Annotated in this window: 21 protein-coding genes and 1 riboswitch; of the genes, 8 read left to right on the top strand and 13 right to left on the bottom strand. The window is 70.5% G+C overall.

The window, feature by feature from the left end:
- The first annotated feature begins 70 nt into the window (after positions 1 to 70).
- From IF17_RS0118315 to IF17_RS0118300, 4 genes are all read left to right on the top strand, one after another.
- Positions 71 to 1,333 (top strand): MFS transporter, encoded by a 1,263-nt coding sequence (locus tag IF17_RS0118315; RefSeq protein ID WP_030567253.1) that lies wholly within the window; start codon positions 71 to 73, stop codon positions 1,331 to 1,333.
- A 231-nt stretch (positions 1,334 to 1,564) separates the two neighbouring features.
- Positions 1,565 to 1,816, top strand: coding sequence for a DUF6400 family protein (locus IF17_RS0118310; RefSeq protein ID WP_030567251.1), 252 nt, complete (start codon positions 1,565 to 1,567; stop codon positions 1,814 to 1,816).
- A complete protein-coding gene (locus tag IF17_RS0118305) occupies positions 1,800 to 2,042 on the top strand; it encodes a hypothetical protein (RefSeq protein ID WP_030567249.1) in 243 nt (80 codons plus the stop codon). Before IF17_RS0118310 ends, IF17_RS0118305 begins: the two co-directional genes overlap by 17 nt.
- A gap of 142 nt (positions 2,043 to 2,184) precedes the next feature.
- Positions 2,185 to 3,006, top strand: a complete 822-nt coding sequence (locus IF17_RS0118300) for a PhzF family phenazine biosynthesis protein (protein WP_030567247.1) — start codon at positions 2,185 to 2,187, stop codon at positions 3,004 to 3,006.
- A 47-nt stretch (positions 3,007 to 3,053) separates the two neighbouring features.
- Here IF17_RS0118300 and IF17_RS0118295 read toward each other — a convergent pair whose 3' ends face one another.
- Entirely contained in the window at positions 3,054 to 3,833 is a 780-nt protein-coding gene (locus IF17_RS0118295) for a CPBP family intramembrane glutamic endopeptidase (RefSeq protein ID WP_030567245.1), read from the bottom strand.
- A 195-nt stretch (positions 3,834 to 4,028) separates the two neighbouring features.
- Between IF17_RS0118295 and IF17_RS0118290 the strand changes: the two genes are divergently transcribed.
- Positions 4,029 to 5,819: a substrate-binding and VWA domain-containing protein gene (locus tag IF17_RS0118290; RefSeq protein WP_167344526.1), complete on the top strand. Its 1,791-nt coding sequence runs from the start codon at positions 4,029 to 4,031 to the stop codon at positions 5,817 to 5,819.
- Between the two features lie 133 nt (positions 5,820 to 5,952).
- On the opposite strand, the gene IF17_RS0118285 is transcribed toward IF17_RS0118290, so the two are convergent.
- Complete coding sequence (locus IF17_RS0118285; RefSeq protein WP_030567242.1) at positions 5,953 to 7,458, bottom strand: glutamate-cysteine ligase family protein; 1,506 nt, start codon at positions 7,456 to 7,458, stop codon at positions 5,953 to 5,955.
- A gap of 495 nt (positions 7,459 to 7,953) precedes the next feature.
- Here IF17_RS0118285 and IF17_RS0118280 point away from each other — a divergent pair, with 495 nt between their 5' ends.
- On the top strand, positions 7,954 to 8,544 hold the full coding sequence (locus tag IF17_RS0118280) for a hypothetical protein (protein WP_030567240.1): 591 nt from the start codon (positions 7,954 to 7,956) through the stop codon (positions 8,542 to 8,544).
- 318 nt (positions 8,545 to 8,862) lie between these two features.
- On the top strand, positions 8,863 to 9,069 hold the full coding sequence (locus tag IF17_RS0118275) for a DUF5999 family protein (RefSeq protein WP_030567238.1): 207 nt from the start codon (positions 8,863 to 8,865) through the stop codon (positions 9,067 to 9,069).
- A 95-nt stretch (positions 9,070 to 9,164) separates the two neighbouring features.
- On the opposite strand, the gene gcvP is transcribed toward IF17_RS0118275, so the two are convergent.
- Positions 9,165 to 12,050, bottom strand: coding sequence for an aminomethyl-transferring glycine dehydrogenase (gene gcvP, locus IF17_RS0118270; RefSeq protein WP_030567236.1), 2,886 nt, complete (start codon positions 12,048 to 12,050; stop codon positions 9,165 to 9,167).
- A gap of 193 nt (positions 12,051 to 12,243) precedes the next feature.
- Positions 12,244 to 12,341: riboswitch (glycine riboswitch) on the bottom strand.
- Positions 12,342 to 12,498: 157 nt separating this feature from the next.
- Between gcvP and IF17_RS0118265 the strand changes: the two genes are divergently transcribed.
- Positions 12,499 to 12,870 carry a PRC-barrel domain-containing protein gene (locus IF17_RS0118265; protein ID WP_026242248.1) on the top strand — a complete coding sequence of 124 codons (372 nt, stop codon included), beginning with the start codon at positions 12,499 to 12,501 and terminating at the stop codon, positions 12,868 to 12,870.
- On the opposite strand, the gene IF17_RS0118260 is transcribed toward IF17_RS0118265, so the two are convergent.
- From IF17_RS0118260 to clsA, 10 genes are all read right to left on the bottom strand, one after another.
- Positions 12,792 to 14,240 (bottom strand): DNA polymerase IV, encoded by a 1,449-nt coding sequence (locus IF17_RS0118260; RefSeq protein WP_030567233.1) that lies wholly within the window; start codon positions 14,238 to 14,240, stop codon positions 12,792 to 12,794. The genes IF17_RS0118265 and IF17_RS0118260 overlap by 79 nt on opposite strands.
- 98 nt (positions 14,241 to 14,338) lie before the next feature.
- Positions 14,339 to 14,965, bottom strand: coding sequence for a MerR family transcriptional regulator (locus tag IF17_RS0118255; protein ID WP_030567231.1), 627 nt, complete (start codon positions 14,963 to 14,965; stop codon positions 14,339 to 14,341).
- Positions 14,966 to 15,133: 168 nt separating this feature from the next.
- On the bottom strand, positions 15,134 to 15,607 hold the full coding sequence (locus IF17_RS0118250) for a bifunctional nuclease family protein (RefSeq protein ID WP_006123076.1): 474 nt from the start codon (positions 15,605 to 15,607) through the stop codon (positions 15,134 to 15,136).
- Between the two features lie 53 nt (positions 15,608 to 15,660).
- On the bottom strand, positions 15,661 to 16,404 hold the full coding sequence (gene ftsR, locus IF17_RS0118245; protein ID WP_030567228.1) for a transcriptional regulator FtsR: 744 nt from the start codon (positions 16,402 to 16,404) through the stop codon (positions 15,661 to 15,663).
- A 42-nt stretch (positions 16,405 to 16,446) separates the two neighbouring features.
- Positions 16,447 to 17,232, bottom strand: coding sequence for an FHA domain-containing protein (locus IF17_RS0118240; protein WP_078615946.1), 786 nt, complete (start codon positions 17,230 to 17,232; stop codon positions 16,447 to 16,449).
- Positions 17,233 to 17,422: 190 nt separating this feature from the next.
- On the bottom strand, positions 17,423 to 18,253 hold the full coding sequence (locus IF17_RS0118235; protein WP_030567226.1) for a DUF881 domain-containing protein: 831 nt from the start codon (positions 18,251 to 18,253) through the stop codon (positions 17,423 to 17,425).
- A 5-nt stretch (positions 18,254 to 18,258) separates the two neighbouring features.
- Entirely contained in the window at positions 18,259 to 18,591 is a 333-nt protein-coding gene (locus tag IF17_RS0118230; RefSeq protein WP_003970459.1) for a small basic family protein, read from the bottom strand.
- On the bottom strand, positions 18,588 to 19,502 hold the full coding sequence (locus IF17_RS0118225; protein ID WP_032772168.1) for a DUF881 domain-containing protein: 915 nt from the start codon (positions 19,500 to 19,502) through the stop codon (positions 18,588 to 18,590). Before IF17_RS0118225 ends, IF17_RS0118230 begins: the two co-directional genes overlap by 4 nt.
- Before the next feature lie 100 nt (positions 19,503 to 19,602).
- Positions 19,603 to 22,098: a mannose-1-phosphate guanyltransferase gene (locus IF17_RS0118220; protein ID WP_015607273.1), complete on the bottom strand. Its 2,496-nt coding sequence runs from the start codon at positions 22,096 to 22,098 to the stop codon at positions 19,603 to 19,605.
- A gap of 114 nt (positions 22,099 to 22,212) precedes the next feature.
- Positions 22,213 to 22,821 carry a cardiolipin synthase ClsA gene (gene clsA, locus IF17_RS0118215; protein ID WP_018516183.1) on the bottom strand — a complete coding sequence of 203 codons (609 nt, stop codon included), beginning with the start codon at positions 22,819 to 22,821 and terminating at the stop codon, positions 22,213 to 22,215.
- Positions 22,822 to 23,024 lie beyond the last annotated feature (203 nt).

Below are 23,024 nucleotides of genomic sequence, written 5' to 3'. Positions count from 1 at the left end.
CGCCCGTAGCCGGGTGCGCCCTCGCGCGCCGGGCCGGCGGTCCTCGTACCGGCCAACTCCAGGGGTCTCCGTGCCGTCCCCCTCCCCCAGCTCCTCCGCTCCGCCCTCCGTATGGCGGGACGCCGACTTCCGCAGACTCTGGGCGGGCCAGACCGCCTCCCAGCTCGGCGAACACACGACGCTCGTCGTCCTGCCGCTCTTCGCCGTCCTCGCGCTCGACGCCGGGGCCGGCCAGCTGGGCGCCCTCCGTGCCGTGGGGCAGGCGCCCGTCCTGCTGTTCTCGCTCCTCGCGGGGGCATGGGTCGACCGGTGGCGGGCCCGCACGGCGATGGTGCTGACGGACGCCGCCCGGGCCGTGGCGCTGGGCGCGGCCGCCGTGGCCGGGCTCTTCGGGCTGCTCGGCCTGCCCGCGCTGTTCGTGGCCGCCTTCACCGTCGGGGCCCTGTCCGTCCTGTTCGACGTCGCCTATCAGGCCTCCCTCGTACGGCTGGTGAGGCGCGATCAGCTCCTGCAGGGCAACAGCGCGCTGGAAGGCAGCCGGTCCGCCGCACAGATCGGCGGCCCCGCGCTCGGCGGCGCCCTGGTGTCGCTGCTCTCGGGGCCGGTCGCGGCGGCCTCCGGTGCGCTCTTCTTCGCGGTGTCGTTCGCGTCACTCCGGCGGATCCGCCGGGCCGAAGCCGTACCGGAGCATCCCGGGCCCGCCCCCCGGGTCCGGCACCGGATCCGGGACGGCCTGCGCTTCGTCACCGGACATCCCCTGCTGCGGGCCGTCTGCCTCGCCTCGGCCGCCTTCCAGTTCTCCCTCGCGGCCACGATGACCGTCTACCTGCTCTTCCTCCCGCGCGAACTGCACCTGTCGGGCGCCACCATCGGGCTCGCCCTCGCGGCGACCGGCCCGGGCGCGCTCCTCGGCTCGCTCCTGGCCGCGCGGCTGCCGAGGCGGTACGGCCATGGCGTGGTGCTCGTGTCCGCCGCGGTGCTCGGCAACGGCGCACTGCTCTGGGTGCCCGCCCTGCACGGCTCCTCGGCGGTCACGGTGGCCGCGCTTCTGGCGGTCAACTTCGTGTTCGGGGCCTTCGGCCAGCTGGTGAACGTCACGGTCATGTCGGTGCGGCAGGCCGTCACGCCGGACGGGATGCAGGGCCGCGTTGCCGCGACGATCACCTTCGCCGGTCTGGGGTCCGCCCCGCTCGGCTCGCTGCTCGGCGGCTTCCTCGCGCAGGGGTGGGGGCTGCGCACCAGCCTCCTGGTGGCGGCGGCGGGCATGATGCTGTCCCCGGCCGTGATGGCCGCGTCCCCGCTCGTACGCCTGGGGCGGCGGCTCCCGCTATGACCTGCGCCACAAGGCCGCGCGCGGGCCGGGTCCGCCGCACACCACCCCGTACCCACAACCGCCCGCCCCCGCCCGCCGATCCGGGAACACCCCACCGGGAAGGCGGAGCCGGCTCCGCGGCCGGCGACTCAGGTCACCCTTCCCTGCCGCCGCGAAGGCCTGGTACAGATGGTGAGGATTCACCCCGACGATCACTTCGGTAGTCCCGACCCCCACCCCGGAAGTGCTGCCATGCTTCAGGACAGGACCGCCGACCTCATCCCCTTCACCATCGACCTGACCTTCGAGGAAGCCCGGCGGCGGGCCGCGGTCGTCGCCGCGCTCGGACCCGACTGGGACCCGATGGCCGCCCTGCGCGGTGAGGAGGAGGCCTACGCCCTGCTCTACTCGGGCCTCGACGCCGAGCAGCAGCGCACCTACGACCGGCTGGTGGCCGCCGGTGTCCTGCCGGGCGAGGACCAGGGCCGTGCGGCTGCCCATTGATCCGCAGGCGGACATCGCCCACCGCGCCTGGGTGGCCTGCCCCGCCTGCGACGACGCCCGGCACTGCGCGACCTGCGCGGACCGCCGCACCTGCGGCGAGCACTGGCGCTACCTGATCTCGAACCAGGGTCCCGTCCTGCACCTCCAGTGCCCCGGCTGCACCCACACCTGGTCGCTCGACACCCGCCCGGGCCGCCCCGGCCACGGCGGCGCCCACTGCTCCTGAGAACCACCGACGGGCGCCTGAACCACCGACGCACCTGCACCACCGACGCGCGCCCGGACCGCCGGCGCGCGCCCGGCCAAGAGGGCCAGGAACCCGCGATTGGCCTTGGTCCGTGGCCGCGCGGCCCCTCTACGGTCGCCCCATGAGGATTCGTATCGTCGACGCGTTCACCGACCGCCCCTTCTCCGGCAACCCCGCGGGCGTCCTCCTGCTGGAGTCCGCCGCCTTCCCGGACGCCGAACGGCTCCAGGAGATCGCCACCGAGGTCAACCTCTCCGAGACCGCCTTCGCCCACCCGCTGCCGCCGGGCGGTGAAGCCGACTGGGCGCTGCGCTGGTTCACCCCGGCCACCGAGGTCGACATGTGCGGGCACGCCACGCTCGCCACCGCGCACGTCCTGCACACCACGGGGCGGGCCACCGGCACCGTACGCTTCACCGCGCGCTGCGGGATCCTCACCTCCACCGCCCACACGGACGGCTCCCTCACCCTCGACTTCCCCACCGCCCCGCTACGCGCCGAGACCGCGCCGCCCGGACTCGCCGAGGCGCTCGGGGCGGAGCCGGTCTCGGTCCACGACACCGGTGAGCACATCGGCGACCTGCTCGTCGAGCTCCGCGACGAGGCGAGCGTACGGGCTCTCGCCCCGGACTTCGCCGCCCTCAAGACCCACTCGCGGCGCGGCGTCATCGCCACGGCCGCGGCCGAGGACCCCTCCCGTGGCTACGACTACGTCTCGCGCGGCTTCTTCCCCGGTGTCGGCATCGACGAGGACCCGGTGACGGGCAGCGCCCACACCGCACTGGCCCCCTTCTGGTCGGCCCGCCTCGGCCGGGACGACCTCACCGGACTCCAGGCCTCGGCCCGCTCGGGGTTCGTCCGCACCGCGCTGCGCGGCGAGCGAACCCTGCTGACGGGCTCGGCGGTCACCGTCATCGACGGCGAGCTGCTGACAGCCTTCTGAACGTCGGGCAGGGCGTCCTGCGCAGCCACCGCAGGACGCCCCCCTCCTCACGGCGTCGGCAGCCAGTCCACCTTCCCCGCGAGCAGCGCGTACCCGACGAACGCCCCGATGTCGAGCAGCGTATGGGCGACGACCAGCGGCCCCACCCGCCCCCAACGCCGGTACAGCAGCACGAAGACGACACCCATCACCATGTTGCCGATGAAGCCGCCGATGCCCTGGTACAGGTGGTACGAGCCACGCAGCACGGAGCTGGCCGCCAGCGAGGCCATCGGTGACCAGCCCAGCTGGTCCAGCCTCCGCAGCAGGTAGGCGACGACGATGACCTCCTCCACCACGGAGTTCTCCGCCGCCGAGAGGATGAGCACGGGGAACTTCCACCAGACGTCGGGCAGCGACTCCGGTACGACGGTGAGGTTGAAGCCGCTCGCCCTGGCGACCAGGTAGAAGGCCAGCCCGGCGCTGCCGATGCCCGCCGCGATCAGCGTTCCGCGACCGAGGTCGAACCACGGCCTGGTGCGGTCGAATCCGATGGTCCGCAAGCCCGCCCCCTCCCTGATGAGCAGGTGCGCCACCAGGGCGACCGGCACCAGGGCCGTTGCGATTCCGAACATTTGCCACGCCAGATCCAGCCATGGACGGCCCGGGGCGTACGAACCGTTGAGCGTCGCCGCCTGATCCTTCAGACCTCCCGGTTTCGTCAGCGATCCGACAAAGCTGATGAGTGCGGAGACCGCACTCGCGCCCAGGGAGAGCGCCAGGACCAGGATCGTCTCCGACCGCAAGATCCCTCGTGATAGGCCCTCTTGGGGATAAGAATCAGCCACGCGCCCCACCTTCACCGCTCCACCTGCCTTTTGTTCTGCAATCGCGTCTCATCCCGCCCACCGTCCCGCTAGGGTCTCGAATGCAGGTACGAAGATCATGCGCGACAGGCCGGGGGACGACCACCATCGGCGGTGGTGAGGTCCCCCTTTTCCTTGTTCACCGTTCATCGTTCGTCTTCAGGGGGCACCACCGACATGGGACGTCACAGCTTGCCCGACGCCGGCGCGCCGGGGACACGCGGGGACGCGTCTCCCCGGCGCAGGCGTCGCACCATCGCCATCGCCACGCTGCTCGTGCTCGCGGTGGCGACGGGAACAGGGGTGGCGGTCAACGGCGGCCTGCTGTCGTTCTCCGAGTCCTGCGAGGACTCCGCCGTGCGTCTGTCCCTGGCCGCCTCCCCGGACATCGCCCCGGCGGTCCGTGACATCGCCGAGCAGGCCTTCGCGGACGAGGTGCGATCCGACGGCCACTGCCTCGACGTGGAGGTGGTGGCCCGCGACTCCTACAAGGTGGCCGACGCGCTCGCGGGCGGCGGCGAGACCCCGGACTTCCAGGTCTGGCTGCCCGACTCCGATCTCTGGCTGGACCGGGCCGAGGGGCTCGGCACGGGCACCCCCATCTCCCCCTCGGACTCGGTGGCCTCCTCCCCGGTGGCCCTCGCCATGGTGCCGTCCGCCTCGAAGCGGCTGGGCTGGCCGAAGAGGACGTACTCCTGGGCCGAGCTGGTCGGCGCCTCCCTCCAGTCGGAGAAGGTCCGCCTCGGCGCGGCCGACCCGGCGCGCAGCGCCACCGGCCTCCTCGCGCTCACCAGCATCGGCGGCTCGTCCGCGCAGCAGGGCGGGGACAGCGACACCAGGGTCGCGGAGACCGCGAAGGTGCTGGCCGAGCGGATGTCGGACAGCGACGCGCAGGTGCTGGAGACCCTGGCGCGGAGCCGCTCCGGAGCCGAGGAGGGCAATCCGAGACGTAACCAGGCGGTCCTCATATCCGAGCAGGCCGCCTTCACGCACAACGCGGAGGCGACAGGCAGCGGCAGGCTGAACCTGTTCTACCCGGAGGACGGCACTCCGCTGCTCGACTACCCCTACACGCTGGTCGACGAGGAGAAGCTGACCCTCGCCCAGTCCCGGGCCGCCCTGCGCTTCATGACCCTCCTCAACGACAGGAGCTCGCGAGCCGTCCTCGCCCGGTACGGGTTCCGCCCCGCCGACGGGGCGGCCGAGGACGCCGTCGTCACGTCGGCGGGCGGCAGGTCGCCGCAGCCGTACGCCACGTCGGCGGCGGAGGCACCGTCGGCGAAGCAGCTCCAGGAGATGCTGGGGATGTGGACGATCACCGTCCAGAGCGCCCGGCTGACCACGGTGGTCGACGCCTCGGGCTCCATGGCCACGCTCGTGCCGGGTCGCGGCCAGTCCCGGATGGACGTCACCAAGGAGTCGCTCATCCAGGCGCTCACCCAGTTCACCCCGGACGACGAGATCGGCCTGTGGGAGTTCGCCACCACGCTGGACGGCGAGAAGGACTACCGCCAGCTCATGGAGACCCGCCGGCTGGGCGACCCGGCCCAGGGCGGCTCCACCCACCGCGAGAAGCTCTCGGCGGCGTTCGCGGGGCTCCAGCCCGTGCCGGGCGGGGCGACCGGGCTGTACGACACCACGCTGGCCTCGTACAAGGAGGCCCGGGCGACGTATGTGAAGGGCAAGTTCAACGCCCTGGTGATCCTCACCGACGGGTCCAACCAGGACGAGGACGGCATCTCCCGGAGTGCGCTGATCGCCGAGCTCAAGGAGCTCGCCGACACCGAGCGTCCCGTTCCGGTCATCGCCATCGCGGTGGGCCCGGACGCCGACCGCGAGGAGGTGGCCGAGATCGCGCGGATCACCGGGGGCGACGGGTACGAGGTGAGCGACCCGGCGGAGATCCAGGCCGTCATCCTCCAGGCCATCATGACGGCCGGGCAGAACGGCCGCGCCACCCAGGAGTGAGAGCGGCGCCCCGACCGGAACCGCCGCCCCCGCCCGCGTACGGAAAGGCCTGCTGCCGTACGGAAGCGCCTGCCGCCGTACGAAGCGCGCCCCGTACGAACGTGCCTGAGGCACGCCACCGTACGGACGTGCCTCAGGGGGCCGGGAACCCCACCGGCCAGGTGTGGACCGGCTCCCCGGCGTGCATCAGCTCGGCGTAGCGCCGGGTGGTCGCCGCCAGCGCCGCCTCCCGGCCGAGCCCGGCCTTTAGCGCCCGGCGGTAGGTGGCGACCTGCCAGGAGGCCCCGTTGACCCGCCGCTTGCAGCGCTCCTCGATGACCCCGAGGTAGCGGTCCCGGTCGACGGGCTCGATGTGCCAGGCGTCCAGACCGGCCGCGGCCAGCGGGAGCAGCTCCTCCCGTACGAGCTGTACGGCGGGGATCTTCGCCAGCCCGCCGGCGCGGCCGGGGCGCGGCCAGAGCAGTTCGGCGTCGATGCCGTGGCGGCAGGCCTCGGTGAAGTTCTCCGCCGCGGCCTCGAACGGCAGCATGCTCCACACCGGCCGGGACTCCTCGGCGAGCGCCCGGACGAGCCCGTAGTAGAAGGCGGAGTTGGCGATCACGTCGGTGACGGTCGGGCCGGCCGGGAGCACCCGGTTCTCCACCCTCAGGTGCGGGACGCCGTCGGCCATGCCGTACACCGGGCGGTTCCAGCGGTAGACCGTCCCGTTGTGCAGGACCAGCTCGGCCAGCTCCGGCACCCCTCCCTCGTCGAGGACCCGCAGCGGCTCCTCGTCGTCGCAGATCGGCAGCAGCGGCGGGAAGTAGCGCAGGTTCTCCTCGAAGAGCTCGTAGGCGGAGGAGATCCAGCGTTCCCCGAACCAGGTCCTGGGCCGCACCCCCTGGTTCGCCAGCTCCGGCGGCCGTACGTCGGTGGCCTGCTGGAACAGCGGGGGCCGCGACTCCCGCCAGAGCTCCTTGCCGAAGAGGAACGGGGCGTTGGCGCCCAGCGCGATCTGGACGGCGGCGATCGCCTGGGCGGCGTTCCACACGTCCGCGAACCGCGCGGGCGTCACCTGGAGGTGCAACTGGACCGAGGTGCAGGCCGATTCGGGGGCGATCGAGGGCGAGGAGCAGACGAGGTGGTCGACGCCTTCGATATCGAGGACGAAATCCTCCCCCCGGGCCGCCGCCATTTGGTCGTTGAGCAGGGTGTAGCGGTCCACGTCGGAGAGATTCGCCGAGACCACGTCGTGCTCGCCGAGCGTGGGCAGGATTCCGATCATGACGATGCCCGCGTCCACCTCACCGGCCTTGCGGTGAGCGTAGGCGAGACCGGTGCGCAACTCCTCCGAGAGCTGATCGAATACCCGGCCGCCGAGCCGGTGCGGAACGATATTTACTTCCAGATTGAACATCCCGAGTTCCGTCTGGAAATCCCGGCTCGCGATACGTTGGAGCACTTCCTGATTCATCATCCGGGGCAGGCCGTCGGAGCCCGCGAGATTCAGCTCTATCTCCAGCCCCATCAGGTTTCGGGGACGGTCGAACCTCCGCTCCGCCAGCAGTCTGCCCAGCCCTTCCAGGCACTGGTTCAGCTTGGTCCGGTACGCCTGCCGATCGGACAGGTCAACGGCTCCCGCCACGACCTTCTCCCCCATCGAGGGGTCCCTCCTCCAGTGGTCGGCCCGCCGACCGGGCCGCGTGCATCACGATCGATAATGCCCAGTGGGAGTGATCCGTAACGCCCCACAGCCGCCCGGAAACCCGCTAGGCTGGTTGACGGAGACCGGGGGCACATTCCCGGGGCACCCGGCGAGCGGCATTTTCACCCGGAGAGTGCGTGGTGGAAACACCGACGAGTTTCGGCCTACCGCTCCGCCAAAAGAGGCGCAGGCCGGAGCGGAAACGGCCGATCAAATCACCAGGAAAACCGCATTTTCACGTCCTGATATCGCCTTGCGCGAAATATCCCCGGCAGCTAGCGGAAACACTGAGTGAACACGTGTCGTATAAACTCCGCCTGACGAGGCAGAGAGTTGACGCAACCGGCCCGTCATCCGGCCCGTCATCGGCCTCCTCTGGCCCCGCACGCCGACAGCGCCGTCTGCACCCGCCCACGCATCACCGTGTCTCCAAGTGAGAGGCGACCCACTATGCCGCTGCATGTCCCCTCGGCTCCCGCGCCCGCCCTGCGCAGTGTTCTCGCGGCCCTCGGATCTCCCACCGCGGTCCGCCAGGCGCGGACCTCCGCCCTCCGGTCCGTCCAGGGACCGCTCAGCCCCGAACTGCCGCTTCCCGTGCACGTCCTGGACCGGATCACCCCGACCGGGACCGCACCCCGGACCCGCCTCGCGGCCTGGCGCTTCCTGATCCGGAGCGAAGGCCGGGCGATCGCCGCCGCGGACACCATGCTCACGCCGGACGGCTGGAGCTTCTCGCACTTCTTCGAGGGCCCCTACCTCGCCTCGACGGAGCTCGCGGTCCGCCAGGCGGAGGCCTCGCCCACGGCGTACCAGGCGAGACTTCTCTCCATCCCCGAGCTGTACATGCTCACCCTCTGGCTGCACGACAACCCCGACGACGATGCCGACGCCTCCGGCAGTGTCCTCGCCCCGGCCGACGTCCTGGTGCCCCTGGCGCCGGCGCCGCCGGGCATCGCCGCGCACCGTCCGCACCGGGTCGCCGATCTGCTGCCCGTCATGACCCTGCGGGTGGCGCCCGGCCCGCTGCTCAGCTCCGCCTGACCGGCGGCCGAGGGGAACGACCGGCCCCCGTGGTGACCCGAACGCCCTGCGGCGGAACGGGTCATCGCGGGGGCTCCGCCCTACCCACTCGGACTAGCCCGTCCCGGCCATCCCGAACCACCCGAAGGGACAGTGCAGTTGCGGTGAACCGTCCGCGCGGGTGACGCGTCATGAGAGGAGTACGGGAGCTGCAGCGAAATCCCTGCGGAATCACCCCCGTAGGGCAACACTGGGACCGGACCGACTGATACGGGGGCGGCCATGAACCTTTCATCCAGCCGCAGGACACTCGACTCGACGCAGCGAAAGAACCCATCCATGTGCCAGCACCAGCCACCCTGCCCCACCGCCGACTCCCCCGACCGGGAGGCGGCCCGTCTGACGGCACACCACCCGGAACAGGGCTGGAGCCTCCTGTGCAACGGTGTCCTGCTCTTCGAAGACACCGGCGAGCTGCTGCCGGACGGGCAGATCATCGCCCCGCACCGGCTGTCGGCAGCGGGCCGCGTGGTGAAAGCCGCCTGAGGGCGGACGTAAAGAACACGCAGTACGGAGAAGGGGCCGGCCCGGGGAGATCCCCGCACCGGCCCCGACGCATGTCAGGCGTCAGCCCCCAGGCGTCAGTTGTCGTACTCCTCCAGCGGCGGGCAGGAGCAGACCAGGTTGCGGTCGCCGAAGGCACCGTCGATACGACGGACCGGCGGCCAGTACTTGTCAGCGGCGGAGACACCGGCCGGGAAGACGGCCTCCTCACGGCTGTAGCCGTGGTCCCACTCGCCGCCGAGCGCGGCCGCGGTGTGCGGGGCGTTGGCGAGCGGGTTGTCGTCCTTGGCCCACTCTCCCGAGGCGACCTTCTCGATCTCGGCGCGGATCGCGATCATGGTGTCGCAGAACCGGTCCAGCTCCGCGAGGTCCTCGCTCTCGGTCGGCTCGATCATCAGCGTGCCGGCCACCGGGAACGACATGGTCGGCGAGTGGAAGCCGTAGTCGATCAGGCGCTTGGCGACGTCGTCGATGGAGACGCCGGTCGCCTTGGAGATCGGGCGCAGGTCGACGATGCACTCGTGCGCGACCAGTCCGGCCGGGCCGTTGTACAGGATCGGGAAGTGCGGCTCCAGCCGCTTGGCGATGTAGTTGGCGGCCAGCACGGCGACCTGCGTGGCCCGCTTGAGCCCCTCGCCGCCCATCAGGCGGACGTACGCCCACGAGATCGGCAGGATGCCGGCCGAGCCCCACGGGGCGGCCGAGATCGGGCCCACACCGGTCTCCGGGCCCGCGGCGGGCTGGAGCGGGTGGTTCGGGAGGTACGGGGCGAGGTGGGCGCGGACGCCGACCGGGCCGACGCCGGGGCCGCCGCCGCCGTGCGGGATGCAGAACGTCTTGTGCAGGTTCAGGTGCGAGACGTCGCCGCCGAACTTGCCGGGCTTGGCGAGCCCGACCAGCGCGTTGAGGTTGGCGCCGTCGACGTAGACCTGGCCGCCCGCGTCGTGCACCTCGCCGCAGATGTCGGCGACGTGCTCCTCGAAGACCCCGTGCGTGGAGGGGTAGGTGATCATGAGGACGGCCAGCTCGTCGCGGTGCAGCTCGATCTTGGCCCGCAGGTCCGCGATGTCGACCTCACCGTCGTCGGCGGTCTTCACCACGACGACCTTCATGCCCGCCATGACCGCGCTCGCGGCGTTGGTGCCGTGCGCGGACGAGGGGATCAGGCAGACGGTGCGCTGGTCGTCGCCGTTGGCCCGGTGGTACGCGCGCACGGCCAGCAGCCCCGCGAACTCACCCTGGGAGCCCGCGTTCGGCTGGATGGAGACGGCGTCGTAACCGGTGACCTCCGCCAGGCGCTCCTCCAGCTCGCGGATGAGTGTGAGGAAGCCCTGCGCCTGCTCGGCCGGGGCGAAGGGGTGCAGCGCGCCGAACTCGGGCCAGGTGATGGACTCCATCTCGGCGGTCGCGTTCAGCTTCATGGTGCAGGAGCCGAGCGGGATCATGCCGCGGTCCAGCGCGTAGTCGCGGTCGGCGAGCTTGCGCAGGTAGCGCAGCATCGCGGTCTCGGAGCGGTGCTGGTGGAAGACCGGGTGGGTCAGGATGTCGTCGGAGCGCAGCAGCCCCTCGGGCAGCGCGTCGGCGGCCGAGCCGTCCAGGGCCTCGATGTCGGCGTCGGCACCGAAGGCGGCCCAGACGGCGGAGAGCTGGGACCGGGTGGTGGTCTCGTCGCAGGCGATGGAGACGTGGTCGGCGTCGACACGGCGGAGGTTGACCCCGCGCTCGCGGGCCTCCGCGACGATCTCCGCGGCCTTGCCGGGCGCCTTGACGGTCAGGGTGTCGAAGAAGGCGCCGTGCACGACGTCCACGCCGGCGGCGCGCAGGCCTTCCGCGAGGATCGTGGCGTAGCGGTGGGTGCGGCGGGCGATCGTGCGCAGTCCGTCGGGGCCGTGGTAGACGGCGTACATCCCGGCCATGACGGCGAGCAGCACCTGTGCCGTACAGATGTTGCTGGTGGCCTTCTCGCGGCGGATGTGCTGCTCGCGGGTCTGCAGGGCCAGGCGGTAGGCCTTGTTGCCGTCGGCGTCGACGGAGACGCCGACGAGGCGGCCGGGCAGGGAGCGGGCGAACTTCTCGCGGACGGCCATGAAGCCGGCGTGCGGGCCGCCGAAGCCCATGGGCACGCCGAAGCGCTGGGTGGTGCCCACCGCGATGTCGGCGCCGAGGGCGCCGGGCGAGGTGAGCAGCGTGAGGGCCAGCAGGTCGGCGGCGACGGTGACGATCGCGCCCAGCTCGTGGGCCTGCTCGATGACGGGCTCGATGGCGCGGACGGCACCGGAGGCGCCCGGGTACTGGAGCAGGACGCCGAAGACGCCGCGCTCGGCGATCTCGGCGGGGATGCCGTCGCTGAGGTCCGCGACGACGACCTCGACACCGGTCGGCTCGGCGCGGGTCTGGATCACGGCGATGGTCTGGGGCAGGGTGTCGGCGTCGATCAGGAAGACGCCGTTCTTGACCTTGCCGACGCGCCGGGCGAGCGCCATGGCCTCGGCGGCCGCGGTGCCCTCGTCGAGCAGGGAGGCGCCGGAGGTGGGCAGCCCGGTCAGCTCGGCGACCATCGTCTGGAAGTTGAGCAGGGCCTCCAGGCGGCCCTGGGAGATCTCCGGCTGGTACGGCGTGTAGGCCGTGTACCACGCGGGGTTCTCCATGACGTTGCGCAGGATGACGGGCGGCGTGAAGGTGCCGTAGTAGCCGAGGCCGATCATCGGGGCGAGCACCTTGTTGCGGTCGGCCAGCGACCGCAGCTCGGCGAGCACCTCGGCCTCGGTGCGCGCCGAGGGAAGGTTCAGGGCCTCCGCACTCTTGATCACGTCGGGCACCGCGGCGGCGGTCAGCTCGTCGAGGGAGCCGTAGCCGACCTGGGCGAGCATCTTCGCCTGGGCACCGGCGTCGGGCCCTATGTGGCGCTGCTCGAACGGAATGCCCTGCTCCAGCTGGGAGAGCGGAGTGCGACGGGGGGTCATGGTGGAGGCCTCCTGGTCTGTCACGACCTGCGAGGGGCACCACGGCGCGGGTGCCCGAACGGCCTCCCCCTCTGTCATCTCAACCTGAGAGCTTCACCGGCCCGCCCGGGGGCGTGCCGACTTTCACCGTCGGTGAGGGTCCAGTCCGTCCCGGCATGTGCCCGCACGAACCCGCCCTGCTTTCCAGAGTGACCTCGTCCGTGCGGTACGGGGGCCTGAGAGATTCCGGGGAGGATTTGCTCCTTCGGCGCCTCCGAATTCTGCACCGGAGGACTCTCCCGCACGGGGTCAGCAGCCACCTGCCAGCCTACCAGCGGCCATCCCCGTGGAGTCCTCGAGTGGCCGACGCCACGGATCTGCACTTGTCTGGTGCTGGTGGAGCGACAGGGGATCACCCCTGAAGTGACAGAGGACCACCTTTCAGGCAGTGGGACCAGTGGGAGGCACCGTGCAGACCGACATCGATCCGCGCCGCCTGATCGGCCGCAAGGCCTTCGATCGCAAGGGCGCCAAGATCGGAACGGTGGATGAGGTCTATCTCGACGACGCGACGGGCGTGCCCGAGTGGGCGGCCGTCCGCACCGGCCTGTTCAGCAGGGACGCCTTCGTCCCGCTGGAGCCGAGCGAATTCGTCGAGGACGAGCTGCGGGTCCCGTTCGACCGCACGCTGATCAAGGGCGCCCCGGACTTCGGCGTCGGCCGGCACCTCTCCCCGGAGCAGGAGCTGCAGCTCTACCGCCACTACGGTCTGGACTCCCCGCCGGCGGCGGAGACCGGCCCCGACCGTGACTTCGGCAGGCTGGCCGGCCAGGAGGAGTAGTCGACCGGGTCGCGGACCAGCGGCAGCGGATCGGCCGGGCTCAGCTCCGGGTCGTCGACGCGGAACGTGACGACCCGGCCGACCGGCCCGCCGGGCTCCTCGAACCGGACCGTCACCCGCCCCACCCCGCTCCCCTGCACCCAGCCGTGTCCGTGCGCCGTGTGGCGTACGTCGTGTCCGGCGGGCCAGCGCCGGGCGGCGAGCTGCTCGGCGCTCTCGGGCTCCTCCTCGACCGGCTTGCTGTCCTCCGCTACCGGCTTCTCGGACACCTCCGCCCGGGCCGCCCGCTCCCGGGCGTCCGCGGCCTGTGCGAACAGATCCTCCTGCGTGAAGTCCGCGAGCCCCGTGACACCCACGCCCAGCAGCCGTACGCCCCCGGTGGTGTCCACCGCCTCCAGCAGCCGTGCGGCCGCCTCACGGACCACCGTGGGGTCGTCCGTGGGGCCCCGGAGGGTCTCGGAGCGGGTCAGGGTGGAGAAGTCGTAGCGGCGCACCTTCAGCACCACCGTGCGGCCCGACCGGTCGGCGGACCTCAGCCGCTCCACACACCGCACGGCCAGCCGCTCCACCTCGGCGCGCACCCTCACCCGGTCGTGCAGGTCCACATCGAAGGTGTCCTCGACCGATACGGACTTGGCGTCCCGCTCGGCGACCACCGGCCGGTCGTCGAGCCCCAGCGCCATCCGGTAAAGACCGTGGCCATGGGCCTTGCCCACCAGCCGTACCAGCTCCGCCTCCCCCGCCTCCGCGAGGTCGTTGACGGTGGTCATCCCGGCTCGCCGGAGGTGGTCCCCGGTGGCGGGCCCGACGCCCGGCAGCGTCCGTACCGACATGGGGGCGAGCAGCTCGCGCTCGGTGCCCGGCTCGATGAGCACCAGGCCGTCCGGCTTGGCCTGCTCGGAGGCGATCTTGGCGAGCATCTTCGAACCGGCGAGCCCGACCGACCCGCTCAGCCCGGTCACCTCCCGGATGGCCGTACGCAGCCGCTCCCCCGTCCTGCGGGCCGACACCGTGTCGTCCGCGACCCCGCCCGCCTCCAGGTCGACGAAGGCCTCGTCCAGACTCAGCGGCTCCACCAGCGGCGAGAGCCGCCCCAGGAGCTCCATCACCTGCTCGCTCACCGACCGGTAGAGCGAGAAGCGGGGCACCAGATAGGCGGCGTTCGGCGCGAGCCGTCTGGCCTGGGCCGTCGGCATCGCGGAGTGCACGCCCAGAACCCGTGCTTCGTACGAGGCGGTGGCGACGACCCCTCGGGGACCGAGGCCGCCCACCACGACCGCCTTCCCGCGCAGGCTGGGCTTGGCCGCCTGCTCCGCCGAGGCGTAGAAGGCATCCATGTCCAGGTGAAGGATGGTCGGCGCGGGTCTCACACCTCCGATGCTGCCCTACACCACTGACAACGGGGCGGCCCGGCACTCCGTGGAGTGCCGGGCCGCCCCGTTCCGTAAGGTCCTGTGCTCTCAGCCGCTCATCCGGCGCGGTTGCGGCGCCGGGCCAGCTCGTCGGCCGGGTTGTTGCCGATGAGCGTCTCACCGGTGTCGACCCGCTCGCCGTGGAGCTGGGAGAGCGCCGCGTCCACATCCCGCCAGACGACGCCGACGGCGATCCCGAAGACGCCCTGACCACCCTGGAGAAGGCTGACGACCTCGTCGGGTGATGAGCACTCGTAGACCGTCGCCCCGTCGCTCATCAGCGTCATGCGCTCAAGATCCTGGAACCCCCGGGCCCGCAGGTGCTGGACCGTGGTGCGGATGTTCTGCAGAGCGACCCCGGTGTCCAGGAACCGCTTGACGATCTTGAGGAGGACCACGTCCCGGAAACTGTAGAGACGCTGGGTCCCCGACCCGTAGGCCGGCCGCACGCTCGGCTCCACCAGCCCCGTACGCGCCCAGTAGTCCAGTTGGCGGTAGGTGATCCCCGCCGCCGCGCACGCCGTCGGTCCCCGATAGCCGATGTCACCGGCATCGCTCGCCGCTGCCACGCCGCCCGCTGCCACCGCTGCCGGTTGAACCGGCTGCCTGATGGCGTGGTCGGCTCCACTGACGTGCTGCGGATACGGCCCACCCGCCGCCGTACCGTCGCCGCTGCTTCTCACGCCGACCTCCGTCCTTGACCTGCCCACTCGAAGGTAGGCAGTCACTGGGGGTGCGTCAACGATCGCCACACTCGGCACGCCGAGTGATAATCACCCTGAGGGTGGTTTCCCGTGTCTCGCTTCCGGGAAAGGCTTGTCGGATGCGCTGACGACACCCTTGCGGGACGGTCACTGGCTGTTCGTACCGAAGTCCTCCGGTGAGATCTGGTCGAGGAATTCGCGGAACTTCTCCACCTCGTCCTCCTGCTCGTCGGGAATCGCGATGCCCGCATCGTCCAGCACGCCGTCACTGCCGTAGATCGGCGTGCCGGTCCGCAGGGCGAGCGCTATGGCGTCGGACGGCCGGGCGCTCACCTCGACCCCGCTGGCGAAGACGAGCTCCGCGTAGAAGACCCCTTCGCGAAGGTCCGTGATGCGGACCTCGGTGAGCTCCTGGCCCACGGCCTCGAGCACATCCTTGAACAGGTCATGGGTCAGCGGCCTGGCCGGAGCCATGCCCTGCTGGGCGAAGGCAATGGCGGTCGCCTCCCCAGGACCGATCCAAATGGGGAGGTACCGGTCGCCTCCCACTTCACGCAGGAGAACGATCGGTTGGTTGGAGGGCATTTCCACCCGGACACCGACAACGTCGAGCTCGTTCACACAGCAACCCTAGGACGTGCTCGCCATGTTTGGGTAGTCGGGCTCCCCCGAGCTCAGTGCAGACGGCTCCGCAGAGCGCTCTGGACGAGCGCCGCGTGCAGCCGTACGGAAAGCTCGGCCAGCTCGTTCGCCGTGGCCTCGGCATGGGCCCTGGTCTGCGGATTCCGGTGCAGGCGCAGCGGCGCGACCAGCTGCTCCACCAGCCCCGCCTCCCGGTCCGCGGAGGCGCGCATGGCGCGCAGATGGCGCGGTTCCAGACCGAATCGCCCCAGATCCGCCACCAGCCTGGCCACGGTCACCATCTCCGCGTCGTAGCCACCCTCAGGAGCCGGGACGATGAGCCCGTAGGACTCCCACTCCTCCAGCTGCTCCTCGTCGACCTGTGCGGCCGCCAGGAGCTCGGCGCGCCCGATCCGCGCGGCGGTCGCCGCACCCGGGCCGGAATCCCACACACCGTCGCCGAGATCGCGCTGACCGCCCGGCGAGGGCAGCGCCGGCTGCTCCCCCCGGGCCAGGGCGTCCAGGTGCTCCCGGATGACCTTGAGCGGCAGATAGTGGTCCCGCTGCATGCGGAGCACCTGCGCGAGGCGCTCCACATCGCCGGGAGCGAACTTCCGGTACCCGGAGGGAGTCCGCTGCGGCTCGATGAGCCCCTCGGCCTCCAGAAAGCGGATCTTGGAGATCGTGACTTCCGGAAACTCTTCGCGCAGCCGGGTGAGTACCGTTCCGATGCTCACCCAGCGCGCGTCCGCGGTGGCGGTACCGTCACCGGAACCGCCTGTCGGTGTTCGCAGCATGGGCCTTCCTGGGGATCCCCCCGGACAAGGTCCGGGGGCTGGTCACACGCCCCGCGGGCTCGCGTAGAAGACCAGGCGGTACTTACCGATCTGGACTTCGTCGCCGTTGGACAGCAGGACCGAATCGATGCGCTCGCGGTTGACATAGGTGCCGTTGAGGCTGCCGACGTCACCCACCGTGAAGCTACCGTCCGGACCCCTGCGGAACTCCACATGACGCCGCGACACGGTCACGTCGTCGAGAAAGATGTCGCTCTGCGGGTGACGGCCGGCGGTCGTGAGGTCGCTGTCCAGCAGGAAACGGCTGCCGGAATTGGGGCCGCGGCGCACGACCAGGAGCGCCGAACCTCCGGGCAGCGCGTCGACGGCGGCCTGGGCCTCCGGGGAGAGCGAGGGCAGAGCCGTCTGGCCCGTCGCCTCGGCCTCGTACGCCTCAAGACCGGAGATGGAGATCGTGGACGTCGTCTCCGAGGCACGCTCGGGGACTCCGCCCCGCAGCGGCGCGCCGCAGTTGGAGCAGAAACGGCTGTCCGCCGCATTGCGGTGGCCGCACCTCGTACAGACCGGCATCGACGAGCCCTCCGGGGTGAACCCTCCACCCGAACCTGAGGTTGATGATGCGCCGAAACCTATGCGGCCGGCACCGGCAGGGTCAATGGACGACACGTCGATACCAGCCTGAGTGGCGTCCCCGGACACCTCATCGCGGAAGAGCGGACGCTCCGTGTCCTGCTCCTCGACCTGGCCGTGGCGCGGAGCACGGTGGCGGGCAGCACTGTTGCTGTCCTCGCGCGCGCTCTTCCCGAACAACTTCGCAAAAAACTTCACGGGCGATTCCCCTTGACCGACATAGACCCGCCCGTGGGGCAGGACGAACCCTGAATGAACACACCTGCCGACCCGGACATCTTCACAACGTCCGTATCCACCCGACAGTTTCCACCACGCACCACCAATCCGGTGCGCCGACCCCCCGCAACCTCGTACCCTCGTCCACCGGCCCTGCGGCTCGGCGCGATCACGGGGACGACGACCGAGCGTAGTCAGGCCGCTCCGCCGGTCGCAAGGCGTCGACGACGATCTCCTCGGAGCGCTCCACGACCGCCGTGGCCTGCTCCTTCTCCAGCGTCTGCACCACTCCTCCGGGAATGTTGAGGGCGGGCTCCAGGTCCTGCGGCTTGCCGATCACCTTGAACTCGTACGGTGCCTCGATCTTCTTGCCGTCCACCTGGATGTCACCGCCCTCCCCGGAGAAGTACGTGTTGGCCACCACCCGCACGCCGTTGACCTCGATGGCCTCGGCGCCCGCCGCGCGCAGCTCCTGGACGGTGTCGAGCAGCTTGTCGGCCGCGACCGCGCCGGAGGGGTCACTGATCGTCAGCGTGATGCCGGGACCCTGGGCCGCCACCGTACCCGCGAGGATCCCCAGCTGGCGTTCCTTCTCCAGCGTCTGTTTCCGGGCCTCCTCGGCCTGGTCCGAGCTGTTCTCCAGCTCGGTGCGCTGGGCGTCCAGACGCTGCTTCTCGTCCTCCAGACGCTGCGTGCGGTCGTCGACCTCGTCGAGGATCCGGACCAGGTCCTCCTGCCGCGCGCCGCGCAGCGCGCTGTCGTCACTGGTGGACCGCACCTGGATGGCCAGCCCCAGGCCGAGCCCGAACAGCAGCACGGCGACGATGAGTTGGGCCCGGCTCACCCGGGGCGGCCACAGGCCCGCCAGCAGCCTCTGGCGCCCGGAGACCTCCTCGACGGCGGGCGGCCGCACAGGCGCGTCCGGGGCGCCGGAGACACCGGCGTCCGGCTGTTCGGGCCGTTCCGGCTCTTGGCTGCGCGGGTTCTCGTCGTTGTTCATCGGCCTCAAGCCCGGAAGACGTGCCGGCGGATCGCGGCGGCGTTGGAGAAGATCCGGATGCCGAGCACGACCACCACACCGGTGGAGAGCTGCGCGCCGACACCCAGTTTGTCGCCCAGGAACACGATCAGTGCGGCGACCACGACGTTGGAGAGGAACGACACCACGAAGACCTTGTCGACGAAGATACCGTCGAGCATGGCCCGCAGACCTCCGAAGACCGCGTCGAGCGCGGCGACCACGGCGATCGGGAGATAGGGCTCGACCACCGCCGGTACTTCGGGCCGGACCAACAGTCCGACCACGACTCCCACGACGAGGCCCAGTACGGCGATCACGATGTGCCCTTCCCTGATTCTGCCGCATCACTGCCGGCGGCCTTCGGCTCTGCTGTACGGACGATCAGGCTCGGTGCGGCCGGGAGCCGCACCTCGGCCTGATCGGACAAGCTGGTGCGGATGTCGAAGCTCTCCTTGAGCGCGTTCAGGTACTGGCCGTCGGCGCTGTCCCGGAACGCGGCGGCGAGATTCTTCCCGTCCCCCACCGCGAGCACCGTATAAGGCGGTACGAGCGGCCTGTTGTCGACCAGTATGGCGTCGCCCGCGGCGCGGATCGCCGACAGCGCCGTCAGCCTTTGCCCATTGATGGCGATGGCCTCGGCGCCGGACTCCCACAGGCCGTTGACGACCCGCTGCATGTCCCGGTCGCGCACCCGGCCCGTGTCGGAGAAGCTCGACGACTCACGGGGCCCGCCCCCGCCCTGGTCGGTGTTCTTGGCGTCGTCCACGACGAGCTTCACGCCGGGGCCCTGGACCGGGGTCGCCCCCGACAGCAGCGCCACCAGCTCCCCCTGGTCCCCGCCGTGCTGTTCCAGCGCCTTGCGCTGCCGCTCGCTCACATCGCTTCGGAGCTTGTCGACATCGGACTCAAGTGTGTCGGCCGCCCGGGTCTCGGCGTCGATGCGGTCGATCAGCTCTTCGCGTTCCTTCGCGACGACCGGCGCCGACACCCGCGCCTCAGCGGCTCCGAGGGTGACCACGAGGGCGGCCACCACCAGACCGGCGGCGAGGCCGAGCTTCGACTTGAGCGTACGGGGCAGCCCCGCGCTCCCGTCGGCCTGGCGGCGGGCCGAGGCCTCCGCGTAACCGTCGTCGAGGCTGTGGTCCATCACGTTGTTCAGCAGCGACATGGAGGCGTCAGGACGTGCGGGCGGCGAGGGTGTGCTCCGATCGGGGGGCTGCTGCGACATGCCGCACATCGTCGCACGTCACCACGGCTGCCGCCGAATGGCCCCACCGGAGCACCGGAACGCCCTGGGCAGGGAGTTCCGGTGCACGGGTGTCAGGAAGTCACTCGCCCGCGCTCTCCACCACGGCGGACCACTCGTCGAGCAGCGCCTGTGCGGAGGCGTCGTCCGGGCCTTCCGCCCACAGATGGGTGACGGCCTCCGCCCGGTCGGGCAGCACCATGATCCACCGTCCGTCCGCCTCGACCACCCGGACGCCGTCCGTGGTGTCCACGCTGCGGTCCCCGGCCGCCTCGACGACGCTGCGCATGACGAGGCCCTTGACCGCCCAGGGCGTCGCGAGGTCACGGCGCAGGACATGGGCCCGCGGAATACGGGCGTCGATCTGGCTCAGGGTGAGCTGGGTCCGGGCGACGAGTCCGATGAGCCGCACGAAAGCGGCCGTCCCGTCGAAGACGCTGCTGAATTCGGGAACGATGAACCCGCCGCGCCCGTCTCCTCCGAAGATGGTGGTCTCTTCGCGTCCCACCCGGGTCAGGTCGTCGGGCGAGGTGGTCGTCCACTCCACCTGGGTGCCGTGGTAGGCCGCCACCTGCTCGGCGACGCGCGTGGTGGTCACCGGCAGGGCGACCCGTCCGCTGCGCCGCTCGGCGGCGACGAGATCCAGCATGACCAGCAGGGCCCGGTCGTCCTCGATGATCCGGCCCAGCTCGTCCACGAGGGAGAGCCGCTCACCGACCGGGTCGAAGCGGACGCCGAAGGCTGCCCGCGCCGAGGACACGATCTCCCCGAGCCGGACGAGGCCGGCACGGCGCGTCTCGGCGGACTCGGTGGGGCGCGATTCGTCGAGCCCCGGGTTGATCGTCAGGGCGTCCACCCCGAGCCGTCCGAGGAGGCTCGGCAGCACGAGCCCGGCGGACCCGTTGGAGGCGTCCACGACGACCTTGAGCCCGGAGTCGGCGATCCCCGCGATGTCCACGTTGCGGAGCAGGGAGCCGGTGTACGAGTCGAAGACGCTGGACGGGAAGTGCAGGTCCCCGATCTCCCCGGGGAAGGCCCTGCGGTACTCCTGGCGGGCGTAGACGCGGTCCAGCTTGCGCTGCTGGGCCTGCGAGAGGTCGGCGCCCCGCTCGTCGATGAACATGATGTCCACCGAGTCGGGCACCCCCGGCGACGTACGGATCATGATGCCGCCCGCACTGCCTCGCGCCGTCTGCTGGCGGGCGACGGGCAGCGGTACGTTCTCCAGGTCGCGTACGTCGATGGCGCTGGCCTGGAGCGCAGAGATCACGGCTCGCTTGAGCGCGCGGGCACCTCGGGAGTGGTCACGGGCGGTCGTGACCGTCGACCCCTTCTTGAGGGTCGTGGCGTAGGCACCGGCCAGCCGGACCGCCAGCTCGGGGGTGATCTCGACGTTCAGGATGCCGGAGACGCCACGCGCCCCGAAGAGATGTGCCTGCCCACGGGACTCCCAGATCACCGAGGTGTTGACGAACGCACCGGCCTCGATGGTCTTGAACGGGTAGACCCGCACATTGCCCTGGATGATCGACTCCTCGCCGACCAGACATTCGTCACCGATGACAGCGCCGTCCTCGATCCGGGCCGCCCGCATGATGTCGGTGTTCTTGCCGACCACGCAGCCCCGGAGGTTGCTGTGCTGTCCGATGTAGACGTTGTCGTGAACCACGGCCTTATGAAGAAAGGCGCCGGTCTTGACGACGACGTTGGAGCCCACGACGGTGTGCTCACGGATTTCCACGTCCGCTTCGACCTTGGCGTAGTCACCGATGTACAGCGGCCCGCGCAGCACGGCGTCGGGGTGGACCTCCGCACCTTCGGCCACCCACACGCCGGGCGAGATCTCGAAGCCGTCGAGCTCCACGTCGACCTTGCGCTCCAGGACGTCCGCCTGGGCCTTCACATAGCTCTCGTGCGTGCCGACGTCTTCCCAGTAGCCCTCGGCGATATAGCCGTAGATGGGCTTGCCTTCCTTCATCAGCTGCGGGAAGACGTCACCCGACCAGTCGACGGAGGTATCGGCCTGGACGTAGTCGAAGACCTCGGGTTCCATCACGTAGATGCCCGTGTTCACCGTGTCCGAGAAGACCTGGCCCCAGGTCGGCTTCTCCAGGAAGCGTTCGACCTGGCCGTTCTCGTCGACGATGGTGATGCCGAATTCCAGCGGATTGGGGACCCGGGTCAGACAGACCGTGACGAGTCCGCCCTTCTCCTTGTGGAAGGCGATGAGGTCGGTGAGGTCGAAGTCGGTGAGCGCGTCACCGGAAATGACGAGGAAGGTGTCGTCCTTCAACGCCTCCTCGGCGTTCTTCACGCTCCCCGCGGTGCCGAGTGGCTTCTCCTCGTTGGCATAGGTGAGCTCCATCCCGAGCTCCTCGCCGTCCCCGAAATAGTTCTTTACGAGGGAGGCGAGGAACTGGACGGTCACTACTGTCTCATTGAGCCCATGCCGCTTGAGAAGCCGCAGGACATGCTCCATGATCGGCCGATTGGCCACGGGCAGGAGCGGCTTGGGCATGCTCGAGGTCATGGGGCGCAGGCGTGTGCCTTCGCCACCAGCCATCACGACGGCCTTCATATCGGAAACGTCCTCCTAGAGAGACGACGGTCAGCCGATTTCACCCGTCGGGGCATCACACTCAAGACATCACACCGCGGGCCGGCCACACTGCACGGCACCACATCAACGAGTTCAATCGGCTACTGCATCCGCCTTGACGAGCCGGCGGACCTGGACCACGTAGAGGATCCCTGCCCACCAATACAGCGTTGTACCCCATCCTGCGAACGCCCATCCGAAAACGGCGGCCACAGTAGCCAGCCAACCACTCCCGTCGCTGAGCAGCAACAAGGGGAACGCGTACATCAGGTTGAAAGTTGCAGCTTTCCCGAGGAAGTTGACCTGCGGCGGCGGATAGCCGTGGCGCCGGAGGATCGCCACCATCACGAGGAGCATCAGCTCACGGGCCAGCAGGGCGGCGGTGAGCCAGAGCGGCAGGATCTCACGCCAGGTGAGGCCGAGAAGGGTCGAGAGGATGTACAGGCGGTCGGCAGCCGGGTCCAGAAGCCGGCCGAGACTGCTGATCTGGTTCCACCGCCGGGCGAGCTTGCCGTCGAGATAGTCGCTGATGCCGCTGAGCATCAGCACCAGCAGCGCCCAGCCATCACTGTTGGGGCCGCCGAACACGGGGCGGAGAATCAGCCACAGGAAAAGCGGTACCCCGACAAGGCGAGCCATGCTGAGGATGTTGGGGATGGTGAGGACCCGGTCCGTCTGGACCCGAGTCTCCTGGACCTCCACCCGGGAGCCTCCTGTGAAGAACGTGCGAATGATGCCCCCCGACCTTACCCTCAGCCTCGGCCGGCACCTGCACAGGGGTGGGCGGAGACCGAGGCCAACACGGTTCAGAACGCAGAAAAGCCCCGCACCATACGGTGCGGGGCTTTCCCGGAAAAATTGTTCGGCGGCGTCCTACTCTCCCACAGGGTCCCCCCTGCAGTACC

The organism is Streptomyces cyaneofuscatus (genome assembly GCF_000718135.1).
In the GTDB taxonomy this organism is placed as follows: Bacteria; Actinomycetota; Actinomycetes; order Streptomycetales; family Streptomycetaceae; genus Streptomyces; species Streptomyces cyaneofuscatus.
This window is presented reverse-complemented; position numbering and strand designations above follow the sequence as displayed.